The organism is Serratia sp. CY27727, from assembly GCF_052169275.1.
GTDB lineage: Bacteria > Pseudomonadota > Gammaproteobacteria > Enterobacterales > Enterobacteriaceae > Serratia > Serratia sarumanii.
In genome coordinates this window covers 41450-57166 of record NZ_JBJNLB010000005.1, presented here as the reverse complement: position 1 = coordinate 57166, position 15717 = coordinate 41450, and the positions used below count along the sequence as shown (strand labels likewise).

Genomic DNA, 15717 nt, shown 5'->3' with positions numbered 1-15717 from the left:
CGTTATTGGCGCTTTCTCAACAGCCGCAGCGCGTTGGCGGTGACCAGCGCGGTGGCGCCGGAGTCCGCCAGCACCGCCAGCCACAAACCGGTCAGCCCCAGCAGGCTGGTGATCAGGAAGACCCCTTTCAACCCCAGCGCGATGGTGATGTTTTGCCGGATATTGGCGTGGGTGGCGCGCGAGATGCGGATCATCTCCGCGACGCCCAGCAGCCGGTTGTGGGTCAGGGCGGCGTCGGCGGTTTCCAATGCCACGTCGGTGCCGCTGCCCATGGCGATGCCGATGCTGGAGGCTTTCATCGCCGGGGCGTCGTTGATGCCGTCGCCGATCATCGCCGTCGGGCGCAGTTCGCTCAGCTCGGTGACCGCGCTGACCTTATCTTCCGGCAACAGACTAGCGCGATAGTCGAGGCCCAGCTCGCCGGCGATCGCCGCGGCGGCGCGCGGGTTATCGCCGGTCAGCATCACGCCGCGAATACCCAGCGCGTTCAGTTCGGCTATCGCCTGTTTGGCGTCGCTGCGCAGCGTGTCGCGCAGCGCCAGCAAGCCGATGGGCGCGCCGTCTTCCAGCACCACTACCGCCGTTTTGCCGGCGTTTTCCAGCTTGTCTACCTGGCTCTGCCATTGAACGTCGAGCAGGCCCGGCGCCAGCTTGCCCGGCGCGCTGATCAGCACGGTTTTGCCGTCCACGATCCCTTCCACGCCGACGCCGGCCAGCGCGCGGCGCGCCTGCGCCAGCGGCAACTCGGCCCCGCTTGCAGCGGCGCGGTTGATGATCGCCTGCGCCAGCGGGTGATGTGAGCCGGCCTCCACCGCGGCGGCAAGCTGCAGCAGCCGCTGTTCAGTGAGTGTGCCTATCGGCAGCACGTCGGTCACCATCGGCTTGCCTTCGGTCAGGGTGCCGGTTTTATCGAAGGCGATGGTTTGTATCTGGCCCAGTTGCTCCAGCGCCGCGCCGCCTTTAATCAGCGCGCCGCGCCGCGTGGCGGCCGCCAGCCCGGATGTAATGGCCGCCGGGGTCGAGATCACCAGCGCGCACGGACAGCCGATCAGCAGCAGCGTCAGGCCGCGATAGATCCAGGTATCCCACGGCTGCGAGAACAGCAGCGGCGGCAGCAGGATCACCGCGACGGCCAGCAGCATAATGGCCGGGGTGTAATAACGGCTGAACCGATCGAGGAAGCGTTCGATCGGCGCGCGGCGCTCTTCGGCCTCTTCAATCAGCTGCAAAATGCGGTCGATGGCGTTTTTGCCGGGCTCGGAGATCACCTTCATCTGCGCCGCCTGATCGACGGACAGGCTGCCGGCGGCCACTTTCTCGCCCTGCTGGCGCTCGACCGGCACCGATTCGCCGGTCAGGGCGCTTTCGTCGAAGCTGGCGAACGGATTGAGCAGCTCGGCGTCGGCCGGCAGGCGCCCGCCGGGCGCGATTTCAATCACGTCGCCAGGGCGCAGGCTGGCGACCGGCACGCGTTTGCGTTCCGTGCCTTGCAGCAGCAGCGCGTCTTCCGGCACCAGCTCCATCAGCGCCGTCACGCCGCGTCGCGCGCGGTTGGCGGCATAGGATTCCAGCAGTTCGCCGACCATAAACAGCAGCAGCACCATCGCCGCTTCGGCGGTGGCGCCGATGAACAGCGCGCCGATGGCCGCCACGCTCATCAGCGTTTCGATGGCGAATGGCGTGCCGGAGCGGATCAAACGCAGCGCCTTGGCGGCGACCGGCGCCAATCCGACCAGCGTGGTGGCGATAAAGGCGATGCGCCCCAGCTCCGGGTTAACCCGATCCAGTACCCAGCTGACGACCATCAGGGTAGTTAACAGCAGCAGCGGTGCGAATTCGCCGAAGCGTGAGGTTTTCGGCGCGGCGGCTTTGGCGTTTTGAGTGCCGAGCAGGGTAAAGCCGGCCTGGGCGACCGCGTCCTGGATCCGCAGGCTGATGTCGGACTGTGCGTCGACTACCAGTTTCTCGGTCGCAAACAGCACCCGCGCGCTGTCGACGCCGGGGAGTGCGGTGACGGCATTTTCGATTTTCTTGGCGCAGCTGGGGCAGTCCATGCCGGTGACTTTCCAACTGAAACGTTGGCTGCCGGAAGGGGGAGCGGCAGCCAGCCTGTCGCTTTCCTCGTCCGGATCGTCGGGCGTGGCGGCGCAGCAGCCGCTATCGCCATGCTCGTGATGATGGTGGGCCTGTTCGGCCTGCGCGGCGGCGTTTTTCGGTTCGCTGCTGCAGCCATGCTGCGTTTTGCTGTGGCTGTGGTTGCAGCCGCATCCGTCTTCGGCGTGGTGATGTTCCTGATGATTAAGGTTTTGCTGATTGTGCATAACGTCCCCCTTCGGGCTGTTAAACGGGTTTGCTCAGTTGACTCTACACCTTGGAGTCCACTCCAGAGTCAAGCGCCGGATGAGAATTATTGCTAACGGCGTTCAAGCGTAGAAAGGGGGATTCATTCAATAATGAATAATGCGAATTTTAATCTATCGGCTTTTCTTATCCCCTATTTGGGGAAACAGGCTCGCCGCCGATAGTTTAAATAAGAAAATAATATTCCTATAGAAACTAAAAAATCGCCCGACCTAATAATAAAGAGTTATTAATCTATAACGCTTTAGCAAAATTTACCTTTTGCCCTGGGGAAAGCCAGCATGATTCGCTTGAGTCTGCAGGCCGCATTGCTATTGAAGTTTGGTGCCAACTTCTCCTCATCAAGTTTCATTTGTTTTGTAAAGAAGCCAAAAAAGCAGCATAACAAACTTTCGTTGCGATAATAAATGGTTGATTATTTTATGTGCAGTTTTGCGACCCTGCCTATAATTGGAATCGATTACCATTTTTAATGGTGATCTTATTTGCTGATATATATGCATTAATTCTACCTAACACACTGCCGGCAACGGCGCATAAGCCCCTTCCAGCAAGCCTGAGGTTCATTAACCGTGGCTTACGGGGAGGTTATGTCTATCTGTCTGATTGATATCAATCAGGTAATGAGTGGAATCGAACCAATGCAATCTACTAAAAAGGCAATTGAAATTACTGAATCCAGCCTTGCGGCCGCGACAACTGGCTACGATGCTGTAGACGACATGCTGCATTATCATGAGCGGGGCAACGGGATTCAGATTAATGGCAAGGATTCATTTTCTAACGAGCAAGCTGGGCTGTTTATTACCCGTGAGAACCAAACCTGGAACGGTTACAAGGTATTTGGCCAGCCGGTCAAATTAACCTTCTCCTTCCCGGACTATAAGTTCTCTTCCACCAACGTCGCCGGCGACACCGGGCTGAGCAAGTTCAGCGCGGAACAGCAGCAGCAGGCTAAGCTGTCGCTGCAGTCCTGGGCCGACGTCGCCAATATCACCTTCACCGAAGTGGCGGCCGGACAAAAGGCCAACATCACCTTCGGCAACTACAGCCAGGATCGTCCCGGCCACTATGATTACGGCACCCAGGCCTACGCCTTCCTGCCGAACACCATTTGGCAGGGCCAGGATCTGGGCGGCCAGACCTGGTACAACGTCAACCAATCCAACGTGAAGCATCCGGCGACCGAAGACTACGGCCGTCAGACGTTCACCCATGAGATTGGCCATGCGCTGGGCCTGAGCCACCCGGGCGACTACAACGCCGGTGAGGGTAACCCGACCTATCGCGACGTCACCTATGCGGAGGATACCCGCCAGTTCAGCCTGATGAGCTACTGGAGTGAAACCAACACCGGTGGCGACAATGGCGGCCACTATGCCGCGGCTCCGCTGCTGGATGACATTGCCGCCATTCAGCATCTGTATGGCGCCAACCTGTCGACCCGCACCGGCGACACCGTGTACGGCTTTAACTCCAACACCGGTCGCGACTTCCTCAGCACCACCAGCAACTCGCAGAAAGTGATCTTTGCGGCCTGGGATGCGGGCGGTAACGATACCTTCGATTTCTCCGGTTACACCGCTAACCAGCGCATCAATCTGAACGAGAAATCGTTCTCCGACGTGGGCGGCCTGAAGGGCAACGTCTCGATCGCCGCCGGTGTGACCATCGAGAACGCCATTGGCGGTTCCGGCAACGACGTGATCGTCGGCAACGCGGCCAACAACGTGCTGAAAGGCGGCGCGGGTAACGACGTGCTGTTCGGCGGCGGCGGGGCGGATGAGCTGTGGGGCGGTGCCGGCAAAGACATCTTCGTGTTCTCTGCCGCCGGCGATTCCGCACCGGGCGCTTCAGACTGGATCCGCGACTTCCAGAAAGGGATCGACAAAATTGACCTGTCGTTCTTCAACAAAGAGGCGCAGAGCAGCGATTTCATTCACTTCGTCGATCACTTCAGCGGCACGGCCGGCGAAGCGCTGCTGAGCTACAACGCTTCCAACAACGTGACCGATTTGTCGGTGAATATCGGTGGCCATCAGGCGCCGGACTTCCTGGTGAAAATCGTCGGCCAGGTTGACGTCGCCACTGACTTTATCGTGTAACACAGCAACGGAACGCCCGGCGCAGTCTCGGCCGGGCGTGATGCGGGAGCCCGGTATGAAAGGTACTTTAACGCGCACCGCTTTGGCGGCGGGCGGCATGATGGTGACGAGTGCGGTCATGGCCGGCAGCCTGGCGCTGCCGACCGCGCAGTCGCTGGCGGGGCAATGGCAGGTGGCCGACAGCGAGCGGCAATGCCAAATCGAGTTTCTGGCGAATGAGCAAAGTGAAACCAACGGCTATCAGCTGGTGGATCGGCAACGGTGTTTGCAAAGCGTGTTTGCGGCGGAAGTCGTGGGCTGGCGCCCGGCGCCGGACGGCATCGCTCTGCTGCGGGCGGATGGCAGCACGTTGGCGTTCTTCTCGCGCGACGGCGATCTGTATCGCAATCAGCTGGGCGCCGATGATGCCCTGACGTTGAAAGCCCTGGCTTGATAATGAAAAACGGGTTCGGCGCGCCGAACCCGCGGCAGAGAGTTACAGGTAGAGCGAACGCACGATCAGGAAGTGGCCGGAGAAGTAACAGAAAGCCACGATGGCGTCCGCCGCGCGGAAGGTGAAACGGTAGCGGTTGAGCAGCCAAACCACGTTGGCCAGCAGCAGCAGCGAGGTGCCGGTCAGCAGCGAGAAGCCGAAATCGGTGCTGCGCAGGAAATATTGCTCGCCCGCCAGCCAGACCATCAGCAGCGTCATCGCCACGTAGGTGACGATCGGCCAGCGCATCTCTTCCAGCCGGGTCCAAAGGGTGGCCAGCAGCAACGCGCCGATCGCCAGCAGCGCCAGCGGCAGCGGCCAGAACAGGCTAAACGTCATCTGGCTGGCGAAGCTCAGGGTATACAGCAGATGGGACAGGAAAAAGGCGCCGATGGCGTACAGCACCCGCTCGCGCGGCAACAGGAGCAGCGCGTCGCCGATCAGCGTCGCCAGCAGGCCGAGCACGATCAGATAACCCGCGGCGCCGAGCACCGGCGCCTGCCAGGCCAACAGCAACAGCAGCAGCAGCGTGACGGGTTTGAACACCCAGCGCTGCCAGCGCGGGCCACGGTATGAGGCGTCGACGAACAGCCAACCGGAAAAGAATACGGCAAGGAACGGCCAACTCATTTATGTCTTCCTTATGCATGAGGGAGCCGCAACAACCGGCTCCAAACTGTCACCAATGTCACTTCTTATTTCAGTGTAGGTAGCCTGCCGACGATCGACAATGCTTTCTTGAGAATGCTATGTTTACGCCGATTTGGCCGTGAAGGAAATGGGAAACCGATGAGCAAACCACCGTTATTTTTTGTCGCCGTGATTGCGCTGATCGCCGTGCTGGCCACGCAACGCTACTTCAAGCAGCGCCAGCGGGAGGCGGAAAACGATCGCGCGCCGATGCGCAGTCTGCAGGTGACGGTGAGCGACAAGCGCAGCTTCCCGGTCGCCAAAACCCGCGCGCCGCAGCGCGAACCGCTGGTCAATGAGCCGATGTATTACGAGGTAGTGTTCAGCCCGAACCAGGGCGGTGAAGACATCACGCTTCGGCTGAAACAGTGGCAATACAACCCGATAGAAAAAGGCGCGCAGGGCACGTTGAACATGCAGGGCACGCGCTTCGTCTCTTTCAGCGTTCAGCCGTAGCGGTCATTTCTTCTTGATGGGCGGCTGTTTCTTTTGCCAGGCCAGCAGCTCGAACACGCCAAAGATAAAGATCTTGGCTTCTTGCCAGTAGCTGATTGGCTGATCCTTCGGCTGGGTGGATTTCAACAGCACCAGCTGCAGGCCGTGCATCACCACCATAAAGAACAGCGCCACATCGATGAAATACTTCAGCGGCTTGGGAAAAGGATGGAACAGGTTAGAGAGCAGGAAGCCCCACACGCACAGCATCAGCAGGCGGCCCAGATTAATCAGCATGGTCGGTTTTCTCTTGCGAACGAATATAAAGGCGATAGGCCACCTGGCCGGCGACCTTCTCCCGGTGCAGCTGCCAGCTGGCAGGCACGTCCGCCGCGGCGCTTTCCGCCTCGGCTTCTACATAGATCCAGGCCTCGTCGGCCAGCCAGCCACGCTGCTCCAGCAGCAATGCGGTCTCCGCCAGCAGGCCTTTGCGAAACGGCGGATCGAGGAACACCACGTCGAACGGTTGGCCCTCGCCCGCCAGCCAGCTCAGCGCGTTGGTGTTGATAACCACCCCCTTGCCCTGCAGCAGCGCCAGATTTTTTTCCAGCTGCTGCGCCACCGGCCGTTCGAATTCCAACAGCGTGGCGCTGCCGGCGTAGCGCGACAGCGCTTCCAGCCCTAATGCGCCGCTGCCGGCGAAACAGTCCAGGCAGCGCGCGCCCTGAATCACCGGCGCCAGCCAGTTGAACAGGGTTTCGCGCACCCGATCGGTGGTGGGGCGCAGCCCCGGGCTGTTCGGCACCGGAAGCTTGCGACCGCGCCATTGGCCGCCGATGATGCGGATCTGTCCGGCTGCGGCCTGGGGCGGTTTTTTGGCCGCCGCCCGTGGCGAGAGTCTTGTCATAAGCGTTGTTTGATTTCTTTTGCGGCGCGGAGCCGTAGAGGTTAACGAAAAGTTGCCCCTATTCTACCGGTGACGGGCTTCGGGGGGAACGGTAAAACTTTGTTGTCTGATTTCACACCGGAAAGCATGCCGGATGCGTGTTGCTGCGCGAGGGAAAGTGATAGACTCGGCGGATTATTGTCAGCATATATCCTTCAGGTATGTAGGGTAAGCGAGCCTTCGGTACGGAGTAGAGTCATAACATGGCAAAAGATAAGAAACGTGGGTTTTTCTCCTGGCTGGGGTTTGGCCAGAAGGAAAAGGAAGAAGAGCAACAGCAACCTGAGCAGCCGGTAGAGCAGGCGGAGCCTCAGGCCGCGGAGACGCCGGCTGAACCGGCCGCCGCCAAGCTGGATGACAAGCTCCCCGCCCAGGAATCTGAACCTGCCGCCTCCGTCGACACCCCGGGAGAGTGGGATAGCGGCCAGGCCGGCGAACCCATCGCGGAAAACCTGCCGGCGGCGGCCGAACACCCGACGGCGCAAGCGTTGGCCGAAGAGATTGTCAGCGTGACCGAGCAGGTAGTGGCGCAGCAGCAGCCGGTCGTCGAGCCTGAGCCGGTCGTTGAGCCTGAGCCGGTCGTTGAGCCTGAGCCGGTCGTTGAGCCTGAGCCTGTCGTTGAGCCTGAGCCGGTCGTTGAGCCTGAGCCTGTCGTTGTGCCCGAGCCGGTGGTTGAGCCCGAGCCAGTTGTTGAGCCTGAGCCGGTGGTTGAGCCCGAGCCAGTTGTTGAGCCCGAGCCGGTGGTTGAACCTGAGCCGGTTGTCGAGCCCGAGCCGGTCGTTGAGCCCGAGCCAGTTGTTGAGCCTGAGCCGGTCGTCGAGCCCGAGCCGGTTGTCGAGCCCGAGCCGGTCGTCGAACCAGAACCGGAGCCGGAAGAAGAAGCGCCGCTTGAACCTGTGGTGCCGGCCGCTGCGCAAGAGCAGGAGCGGCCGACCAAAGAGGGCTTCTTCGCTCGCCTGAAGCGCAGCCTGCTGAAAACCAAGCAAAACCTCGGCTCCGGCTTTATGGGGCTGTTCCGCGGTAAAAAGATCGACGACGACCTGTTCGACGAGTTGGAAGAACAGCTGCTGATCGCCGATGTCGGCGTGGAGACCACGCGCAAGATCATCACCTCCCTGACCCAGCACGCCAGCCGCAAGCAGCTGAAAGACGCCGAAGCGCTGTATGGCAAGCTGAAGGAGGAAATGTCCGAAATTCTGGCCAAGGTCGATCAGCCGCTGGATGTCAGCGGGAAAACCCCGTATGTCATTCTGATGGTCGGCGTGAACGGCGTGGGTAAAACCACCACCATCGGCAAGCTGGCGCGCCAATTCCAGGCGGAAGGCAAGTCGGTGATGCTGGCGGCGGGGGATACTTTCCGCGCAGCGGCGGTGGAGCAACTGCAGGTGTGGGGCGAACGCAACCGCATTCCGGTGGTGGCGCAGCATACCGGGGCGGATTCCGCTTCGGTGATCTTCGATGCGGTGCAGGCCGCCAAGGCGCGCGGCATCGATGTCTTGATCGCCGATACCGCCGGCCGTCTGCAGAACAAATCGCACCTGATGGAAGAGCTGAAGAAGATCGTCCGCGTCATGAAAAAACTGGACGACCAGGCCCCCCATGAGGTTATGCTGACGCTCGATGCCAGCACCGGCCAGAATGCGGTCAGCCAGGCGAAATTATTTAATGAGGCCGTGGGCTTAACCGGCATCACGCTGACTAAACTGGACGGTACCGCCAAGGGCGGGGTGATCTTCGCCATCGCCGATCAGTTCGGTATCCCGATTCGCTATATCGGCGTTGGGGAAGGCATCGAAGATTTGCGGCCGTTTAAGGCTGACGATTTTATTGAGGCACTTTTTGCCCGAGAGGATTAATACGGATGATTCGCTTTGAACAGGTCAGTAAAGCTTATCTGGGCGGACGACAAGCGCTGCAGGGGGTCGATTTCCATCTGCGCCCGGCGGAAATGGCGTTTCTGACCGGCCATTCCGGCGCGGGGAAAAGTACCCTGCTGAAACTGATTTGTGGTATCGAACGGCCCAGCGCCGGCCACATCTGGTTTGGCGGCCACGACATCAGTCGTTTGAAAAACCGCGAGGTGCCGTTCCTGCGTCGGCAGATCGGCATGATCTTCCAGGATCACCACCTGCTGCTGGATCGCACGGTGTATGACAATGTGGCGATGCCGCTGATCATCGCCGGTGCCAGTACCGAAGACATCCGCCGCCGCGTCTCCGCCGCGCTGGACAAGGTCGGTTTGCTGGATAAAGCGAAGAACTTCCCGATTCAACTGTCCGGCGGTGAGCAGCAGCGCGTGGGCATCGCTCGTGCGGTGGTGAACAAGCCGGCGGTGTTGCTGGCGGATGAACCGACCGGCAACCTGGACGACGCGCTGTCGGAAGGCATTCTGCGCCTGTTTGAAGAATTCAACCGCGTCGGTGTCACCGTATTAATGGCGACGCACGACACTGGGCTTATCGCCCGCCGCAATTACCGCATCCTGACGCTGAGCCAGGGCCGCATGCAAGGGGGCGCTCACCATGGCCAATAACGCAAAAACCGCCAAGAGCAAGGCGCTGCGCGGCGGCTGGCGCGAACAGTGGCGTTACGCCTGGATGAACGCCATCAAAGACATGCTGCGCCAGCCGTTGGCGACGCTGTTGACGGTGATGGTGATCGCCATCTCCCTGACGCTGCCGAGCGTGTGCTACATCGTGTGGAAAAACGTCAGCACCGCGGCCAGCCAGTGGTACCCGACGCCGCAGCTGACGGTCTACCTGGATAAATCGCTCGACGACGACGCGGCGCTGAAAGTGCTCGACGCCATCAAGGCGGAAGCCGGCGTGGAGAAGGTGAATTACCTGTCGCGTGAAGAAGCGCGCGGCGAGTTCCGCAACTGGTCGGGCTTTGGCGGCGCGTTGGACATGCTGGAAGAGAACCCGTTGCCGGCGGTGGCGATCGTTACGCCGAAGATGAGCTTCCAGAGTTCGGATACCCTCAACACCCTGCGCGATCGCGTGGCGGCGGTGCAGGGCGTGGAAGAAGTGCGTATGGATGACAGCTGGTTTGCCCGCCTGGCGGCACTGACCGGGTTGGCGGGCCAGATCGCGGCGATCATCGGCGTGCTGATGATCGTGGCGGTGTTCCTGGTGATCGGCAACAGCGTGCGTCTGAGCATCTTCAGCCGCCGCGACACCATCAACGTGATGAAGCTGATCGGCGCCACCGACGGTTTTATCCTGCGGCCGTTCCTTAACGGCGGGGCGATGCTCGGCTTTGCCGGCGCGCTGCTGTCGCTGGTGCTGTCCGGCGCGCTGGTGTGGCAGCTGGAGTCGGTGGTCGCCGGGGTGGCCAAGGTGTTCGGCACCACCTTCACCCTGCACGGGCTGGGCTGGGACGAGGCGCTGTTGCTGCTGATCATCTCCGCGATGATCGGTTGGATCGCCGCCTGGCTGGCGACGGTGCAACATTTACGCCGATTTACACCACAGTAAGATTTTTTTGGTATACTCTTCTCCTGCTGCTTTTGATCGCGTTGCGGGAGAAGAGTGACCTCAAGCGAAGTCAGCACAACACCTCTCTTCTTAGCGCACAAATTCCCTATCGGCCTGCACTCTCGTCACGTATTGTCAGCAACAATGCTTGCAAAAAAGGGTGAACTTTTAGGGCGGAGTACGGTCAAAAATTGCAGCAAATGTTAAGGTGCCCGGCGTGTGGAACCGCTTTTGCTTCAGCAACTGCCGTAGAATCAATCATTTCCCCGCTGTAATAATCACCTGCATGATTTTGTATTCTCATAGAGAGGGTTTGAATGACCAAAGAAATGCAAACTTTAGCCTTAGTACCCCAAGGTAGCTTGGAAGCCTATATCCGGGCAGCCAACGCCTATCCGATGCTGACGGCAGAGGAAGAGCGGGAGCTGGCTGAACGGCTGCATTATCAGGGCGATCTGGATGCCGCTAAGCAGCTCATCCTGTCTCACCTGCGCTTTGTCGCTCATATTGCCCGCAACTATTCAGGCTATGGTCTGCCACAGGCGGATCTGATTCAGGAAGGCAATATCGGCCTGATGAAAGCCGTTCGCCGCTTCAACCCTGAAGTCGGCGTGCGTCTGGTTTCCTTTGCGGTGCATTGGATTAAGGCGGAAATCCACGAGTACGTATTGCGCAACTGGCGCATCGTGAAAGTGGCGACCACCAAAGCGCAGCGCAAGCTGTTCTTTAACCTGCGCAAAACCAAACAGCGTTTGGGCTGGTTCAACCAGGACGAAGTGGAACTGGTGGCCCGCGAGTTGGGCGTAACCAGCAAAGACGTGCGCGAGATGGAATCTCGCATGGCGGCGCAGGACATGACGTTCGATCCGACTCCGGATGACGAGGCCCGCGATGGCCAGTCGATGGCGCCGGTGCTGTACCTGCAGGACAAGAGCTCAGACTTCGCTGAAGGCATCGAGGAAGATAACTGGGAAAGCAACGCCGCAGACAAACTGGCCTATGCGCTGGAAGGTCTGGATGAGCGCAGCCAGCATATCATCCGCGCCCGCTGGCTCGACGACGATAACAAGTCGACGCTGCAGGAGCTGGCCGATCAGTACGGCGTTTCCGCCGAGCGCGTGCGCCAGCTGGAAAAGAACGCCATGAAGAAATTGAAAATGGCGATCGAAGCCTGAGTCGATGCGATATTCGAAAAAAAGCCCGGCAAGCCGGGCTTTTTCATGCCTGAAATTCGGCGTTATGGCGCCACGGTGGCGAAGTCCGGCGCCGGGCAGTCGTAGCCGAATTTTGCCGCCCACGGGTAGCGGGTGCCGGTGTTGATGTAGCGTTGATAAAGCGCCCGGCCGGTCTTGGCGTCGCGCTTGATAACCCAGCTGGCGGCGTTACACAGCACGGCGGCATAGGCCTGGCTCTTCGGCGGCAGCAGATCGGCCGCCTGTTGCGCCAGCCCCACCGCCTGCCAGCGATAGTGCAGGAAACGGTTGTCCTGCGCCGGCAGTGCCGCCTTGGCGCGCGCCGCTTCTGCGCTGTCGATCCAGCTTTTATGCTTCAGCTCGCGAGTATCGAACGCATCCCCCAGATAGGAATAGCCGGCGCCATAGATGGCGTAATCCGGCGTCATCTCATAGCCGGTAAACTCCAGCCCCTGGGCGCGCAGCAGGTTGGCCGCACGATAGTAAGCTTGCGCGCGTGCCAGCGGCGCGGCGGACTTGTCCTTGGCGGCCTTCAGCTCATCGGCGTACTGCTGCGCCGCTTGCCGGTAGTTGGGGATATCGAAATAGTCCTGCGCTTCCGCGGCCCGCCCGGCGCGCATCAAGCGCCGCGCCAGCAGTTCGCGCAGCTGCACTTCCGGCGTGATTTGCTGGCCGCCACCGTAGTCGTCCGGGTTAACCGGCTTGAGCGGCGTCGTCGGCGCCGGGGCGTGCTTATCGACAAAGTCTTTCAACTCATCGACGGTCAGCACGCGCTCTGCCACATCGGCCACGTCGGCCCAGTAGATCGCCTTGCCGCGATACAGCAGGTCCATCGCCTGCAGATAGTCGCCGCGGTTCAGCGCCAGGATGGCCTGCTCACCGGCCACCCGGCACTCGGGGACGATGGTTTCCGCGACGAAGTCGGCGTTGCGCTGTTCGCCCCAGCTTTCGTCAGCGGGGAACGCGCTTGCCGCCTTGGCGTAGGCGGCGGTGGCGGCTTTCACGTCGCCATCGCGCAGCGCCATTTTGGCGCGCAGCCACCACGCCAGGCCGCTGTCGCCGGCGTTTTTCAGCAGGCTCGCCGCCATCGGGTATTGCCCGGAGCGGTAGGCCAATGCCGCCAGCCGATCGCTGCCGGCGAAGCCGCTTTTTACCGTGCCGTCCAGCAGCGTCAGGATCTGGCTGATGATCTGGGCAGAGCGGCCGCTGCCGTCGGTATCCGCCATTTGCAGGTTGCCGCTGCGGGCGAACAGCTCAATGGTCACCAGCTGCTGGATCAACGGATCGCCGATCACCTGCTTCAGCGTTTCCAGATGGTCGGGATTGACCAAGTAGCTGGAGACGTACTGCAGCGACTGCCCGCCGCTCGGATCGCCCTGCGCCGCCTGCTGTGCGTACAGGTGGGCAGCGGGGGCGACGTCACCCAGCCACAGGTGGATGCGCGCCTGCTGCCCGAGGCTGCTTAGCGCCAGCTGGTCGGGATCGGCGGCGCCGCTTTTCACCCGATCGATCACCTGCTGGAACGCCGCCAGCGCCTGTTCAAGTTCGGCTTTAGGCGGATGCTCGGCGGCGGGGGCCGCTTCACCCGATTCATTCACCGGCGTACCGTGGTCAGCCATCAACACCCGCCCAAGCGAATATTGCGCCCGCAGCCCCCAGTCGCCCTGTTCGGCGGCCGGGAGCTTCAGCACCTGCTGGAAATAGTCTGTGGCGCGCGGATCATGGCTGGCGAAAGCGACGGCGCCCAGTTGATAAAGGCGTGCGGCGTTGGACAACCCCTGAGTATTGACGGCGTCGGCCTCTTCCACCGTTTTGGCGGCGCGCATTTTGCCGATCGCCACCGTTTCCGGCGACTGCGGCATCGGTTTCGGCGGCATCGGCGGCGGCGGGGCTTGCCAGCGCGGCAGCTGTTTATCCGCCGGCACCAGTCGGCCGGCTTCGAAGGCGAAATTGCCCTCCGGCATATACAGCAGGGTGCCGTTGCGGTCGATCAGCAGCCGGTTAGGGAAATCCGGGCCGCAGGCATAGCCGCTCAGCGGCAGCGCGGCGCCGATCAGCATGGCCAGCGGAAGAAGGCGGCGGGTGTTCCGTGCCGCGCGCGTATCAAGGTGTGACAAGGGTGCCTCCTGGCGTCAGTTGTTGGCAGCGTAGCCAGCCCAGCGGCCGGGATTGCCCGGCGCGCAGCTGATCGCCGCTGATGCGAATAAAGCGTTGCCGCTGCGGTGCGGATTCCAGCCGGTAGTTGCCGACCGCGTCCGCCGCCAGGCAGTCGTCGGCGCGGATGGCCACCTCTTGCGGCAGCGGGGCGTCCACCGGCCCGTTGTTATGAATTATCAGATCATACAGCCCGTTTTGCTGTGGCTGAGGCCTAAATTTTACCTGCCAGTCGACGTTCAGCGGCTGCCGTTCGATCACCGCTCGCAGCGTGGCGAGCGACCAGGCGCGCCGATCGTCCGCCAGCGGCAAGCGGAACCAGATAATGCCGCGCAGCTGGGGCGGCGTTTGCTGCGCCAGCGTCTGCAGAAAATCGGCGATCTGCTGCGGCGCGACCGTCAGCTCGCGGCCGTTGCCCGCCACGCGCAGCGAGGACTCGCTCTCCACCTGCGCGCCCTGCGCATCAAACCCCAGCAGCGCCATGCCGTAGGCCGGCAGCGCGACGCGAAACGGCTTCGGTGTGACGGAGGCGTACTGCCGCACCCAGCGCAGCGCCAAGGAGCCGTCAAACAGCCCCTGCTGCGGCGAGAGCACCGCGTGCACCTGCAGGACGGAGCTGTCGGCCTGTTGCAGTACGCCGGGCAGAGCGGGTGAGCCGATCCAGGCCGGCAGGGCGGTGATGCCGAGCTGCAAAGCGGCGGGCAGCCGTTGGCGCAGTTGCTGCAGAAAGCGTTGGTAGTCCGGCAGGCGGGCGGTGGCGGCGTCATGATCGATCTCGACGCCGGTGACGGGCAGCCCGGCCGCCTGCCAGCGTTGGGTGAGCGCCAGCAGACGCTGGATAATGGCTTCTTGGTCCAGCTGTGGCAGCTGGCCGTCGAGGCGCGCCACCAGCCAGAGCGGGCGGCCGTCCTGCTTCAGCAGGCTGAGATCGGCTGGGATCTCCCGCCAGCCCTCGCGCGGATGCACCTGCAGCGCCAGCACGCGCAGCCCACCGAACAGATCGCGGCTGCGCGCCAGCGCATCGGCGTGCTGCGGCGTCCAGACCCGCTGCCAGATATAAACCTGCTGATCCCAGCCTGAGGCCAGGCGCAGCGCCTGCTGGCGCCCGAGGAGCGCGGCCGCCAGCCCCAGCGCAATCAAGATCAGCGCCGCCAGCCGGCGTTTCATTTTTGCCAGAGATCGCCCTGCGGTGCGAAGCCGCAGGCGCGCATGAAGTTATCGACTTCCCCGCGTTCGCGCGGCGCCAGGCCGGCGGTCGACAGCTGCCAGTGGGCGATCTGCGGCAGCTGACGCTGCGCATCCTGCACCAGGTAAAGACCGACGCCGCGGCGGCGCGTCACTTCGCGAACCAGCAGGTCCTGCAGCTCGGCGCGGTCGTCCTGCAGCGCGATTTTCACCGCCCCCAGCAGCCGCTCGTTGAAGCGGGCGGCGAACAGCGCCTTGCCGTCGTTCAGCCAGCTCTGCCACTGTTCCGGCTGCTGGTGCGGCCAAATTTTACCGAGGTCGATAAGGTCTTGCGGGGACAGCGCGGTCAGGCGCTCGATGGTCAGTTTCATGCAGAATTTCCGCGCAGCTAAATGATGCCGACAGTGTAATAGATCTTGTGCAGAGCGTTGTGTAAGTTTTTCTGTACGATTACTGTGCAATATGTTTTTTGCACGGGGCATTTTCCGAGTAAATAGTTAGTAAACGGATTGTTAACCAGCACAACGCACTACGCCTCAAGGTAAAGAGCGCAGATTTAATTCGAATTTTATCCTGTTTACACCGCTTGTTTCTGCCTGATGAAGTTGATTTGCAGAAGAAAATTCCTGTTTAATGGCATGAAAAATAAAGTCTTATTAGAAAATAATGCCGACAAAGCGCCTAAATCATTATTACTTAT

Annotated in this window: 14 protein-coding genes; 7 read left to right on the top strand and 7 right to left on the bottom strand. The window is 61.3% G+C overall.

Going from position 1 to position 15717, the window contains the following annotated elements; all coding sequences use genetic code 11:
• Positions 1 to 2: 2 nt before the first annotated feature.
• On the bottom strand, positions 3 to 2321 hold the full coding sequence (locus ACJ8HB_RS14360; protein ID WP_047569799.1) for a zinc/cadmium/mercury/lead-transporting ATPase: 2319 nt from the start codon (positions 2319 to 2321) through the stop codon (positions 3 to 5).
• Positions 2322 to 3002: 681 nt separating this feature from the next.
• On the opposite strand from ACJ8HB_RS14360, the gene ACJ8HB_RS14355 reads away from it, so the two are divergent.
• Positions 3003 to 4466 carry a serralysin family metalloprotease gene (locus ACJ8HB_RS14355; protein WP_047569797.1) on the top strand — a complete coding sequence of 488 codons (1464 nt, stop codon included), beginning with the start codon at positions 3003 to 3005 and terminating at the stop codon, positions 4464 to 4466.
• 55 nt (positions 4467 to 4521) lie between these two features.
• A complete protein-coding gene (locus tag ACJ8HB_RS14350) occupies positions 4522 to 4899 on the top strand; it encodes an AprI/Inh family metalloprotease inhibitor (RefSeq protein WP_038874139.1) in 378 nt (125 codons plus the stop codon).
• A 42-nt stretch (positions 4900 to 4941) separates the two neighbouring features.
• On the opposite strand, the gene ACJ8HB_RS14345 is transcribed toward ACJ8HB_RS14350, so the two are convergent.
• Entirely contained in the window at positions 4942 to 5568 is a 627-nt protein-coding gene (locus ACJ8HB_RS14345) for a lysoplasmalogenase (protein WP_033636676.1), read from the bottom strand.
• A 159-nt stretch (positions 5569 to 5727) separates the two neighbouring features.
• Between ACJ8HB_RS14345 and ACJ8HB_RS14340 the strand changes: the two genes are divergently transcribed.
• Entirely contained in the window at positions 5728 to 6084 is a 357-nt protein-coding gene (locus ACJ8HB_RS14340; protein WP_047569794.1) for a DUF2500 domain-containing protein, read from the top strand.
• Between the two features lie 3 nt (positions 6085 to 6087).
• Here ACJ8HB_RS14340 and ACJ8HB_RS14335 read toward each other — a convergent pair whose 3' ends face one another.
• Positions 6088 to 6360, bottom strand: coding sequence for a DUF1145 family protein (locus ACJ8HB_RS14335; protein ID WP_004934327.1), 273 nt, complete (start codon positions 6358 to 6360; stop codon positions 6088 to 6090).
• On the bottom strand, positions 6350 to 6970 hold the full coding sequence (gene rsmD, locus ACJ8HB_RS14330; RefSeq protein WP_033636678.1) for a 16S rRNA (guanine(966)-N(2))-methyltransferase: 621 nt from the start codon (positions 6968 to 6970) through the stop codon (positions 6350 to 6352). Before rsmD ends, ACJ8HB_RS14335 begins: the two co-directional genes overlap by 11 nt.
• Before the next feature lie 242 nt (positions 6971 to 7212).
• Between rsmD and ftsY the strand changes: the two genes are divergently transcribed.
• The 4 genes from ftsY (at position 7213) to rpoH (ending at position 11660) form a co-directional block, all read left to right on the top strand.
• Positions 7213 to 8865: a signal recognition particle-docking protein FtsY gene (gene ftsY / locus ACJ8HB_RS14325; protein ID WP_094860103.1), complete on the top strand. Its 1653-nt coding sequence runs from the start codon at positions 7213 to 7215 to the stop codon at positions 8863 to 8865.
• Between the two features lie 5 nt (positions 8866 to 8870).
• Positions 8871 to 9542: a cell division ATP-binding protein FtsE gene (gene ftsE / locus ACJ8HB_RS14320; protein ID WP_004934337.1), complete on the top strand. Its 672-nt coding sequence runs from the start codon at positions 8871 to 8873 to the stop codon at positions 9540 to 9542.
• Positions 9532 to 10485, top strand: coding sequence for a permease-like cell division protein FtsX (gene ftsX, locus ACJ8HB_RS14315; RefSeq protein WP_033636680.1), 954 nt, complete (start codon positions 9532 to 9534; stop codon positions 10483 to 10485). Before ftsE ends, ftsX begins: the two co-directional genes overlap by 11 nt.
• Before the next feature lie 317 nt (positions 10486 to 10802).
• Positions 10803 to 11660, top strand: coding sequence for an RNA polymerase sigma factor RpoH (rpoH, locus tag ACJ8HB_RS14310; protein WP_004934345.1), 858 nt, complete (start codon positions 10803 to 10805; stop codon positions 11658 to 11660).
• 62 nt (positions 11661 to 11722) lie between these two features.
• Here rpoH and ACJ8HB_RS14305 read toward each other — a convergent pair whose 3' ends face one another.
• Genes ACJ8HB_RS14305 through panM form a run of 3 tightly spaced genes read right to left on the bottom strand, consistent with a single transcriptional unit; the run spans position 11723 to position 15388 of the window.
• Complete coding sequence (locus ACJ8HB_RS14305) at positions 11723 to 13738, bottom strand: hypothetical protein (protein ID WP_094860102.1); 2016 nt, start codon at positions 13736 to 13738, stop codon at positions 11723 to 11725.
• Between the two features lie 43 nt (positions 13739 to 13781).
• Positions 13782 to 14999, bottom strand: a complete 1218-nt coding sequence (locus tag ACJ8HB_RS14300; RefSeq protein WP_047569787.1) for a DUF3142 domain-containing protein — start codon at positions 14997 to 14999, stop codon at positions 13782 to 13784.
• Complete coding sequence (panM, locus tag ACJ8HB_RS14295; RefSeq protein ID WP_047569785.1) at positions 14996 to 15388, bottom strand: aspartate 1-decarboxylase autocleavage activator PanM; 393 nt, start codon at positions 15386 to 15388, stop codon at positions 14996 to 14998. Before panM ends, ACJ8HB_RS14300 begins: the two co-directional genes overlap by 4 nt.
• Between the last annotated feature and the right edge of the window lie 329 nt (positions 15389 to 15717).

Bases quoted from the DNA above. Each gene is read 5' to 3' on its own strand.
- ACJ8HB_RS14345 (WP_033636676.1), bottom strand. From the start codon at position 5,568: ATGAGTTGGCCGTTCCTTGCCGTATTCTTTTCCGGTTGGCTGTTCGTC.
- ftsY (WP_094860103.1), top strand. From the start codon at position 7,213: ATGGCAAAAGATAAGAAACGTGGGTTTTTCTCCTGGCTGGGGTTTGGC.
- ACJ8HB_RS14305 (WP_094860102.1), bottom strand. From the start codon at position 13,738: ATGCTGATCGGCGCCGCGCTGCCGCTGAGCGGCTATGCCTGCGGCCCG.
- ACJ8HB_RS14360 (WP_047569799.1), bottom strand. From the start codon at position 2,321: ATGCACAATCAGCAAAACCTTAATCATCAGGAACATCACCACGCCGAA.
- ftsE (WP_004934337.1), top strand. From the start codon at position 8,871: ATGATTCGCTTTGAACAGGTCAGTAAAGCTTATCTGGGCGGACGACAA.
- ACJ8HB_RS14350 (WP_038874139.1), top strand. From the start codon at position 4,522: ATGAAAGGTACTTTAACGCGCACCGCTTTGGCGGCGGGCGGCATGATG.
- ACJ8HB_RS14355 (WP_047569797.1), top strand. From the start codon at position 3,003: ATGCAATCTACTAAAAAGGCAATTGAAATTACTGAATCCAGCCTTGCG.
- ACJ8HB_RS14340 (WP_047569794.1), top strand. From the start codon at position 5,728: ATGAGCAAACCACCGTTATTTTTTGTCGCCGTGATTGCGCTGATCGCC.
- rpoH (WP_004934345.1), top strand. From the start codon at position 10,803: ATGACCAAAGAAATGCAAACTTTAGCCTTAGTACCCCAAGGTAGCTTG.
- rsmD (WP_033636678.1), bottom strand. From the start codon at position 6,970: ATGACAAGACTCTCGCCACGGGCGGCGGCCAAAAAACCGCCCCAGGCC.
- panM (WP_047569785.1), bottom strand. From the start codon at position 15,388: ATGAAACTGACCATCGAGCGCCTGACCGCGCTGTCCCCGCAAGACCTT.
- ACJ8HB_RS14300 (WP_047569787.1), bottom strand. From the start codon at position 14,999: ATGAAACGCCGGCTGGCGGCGCTGATCTTGATTGCGCTGGGGCTGGCG.
- ACJ8HB_RS14335 (WP_004934327.1), bottom strand. From the start codon at position 6,360: ATGCTGATTAATCTGGGCCGCCTGCTGATGCTGTGCGTGTGGGGCTTC.
- ftsX (WP_033636680.1), top strand. From the start codon at position 9,532: ATGGCCAATAACGCAAAAACCGCCAAGAGCAAGGCGCTGCGCGGCGGC.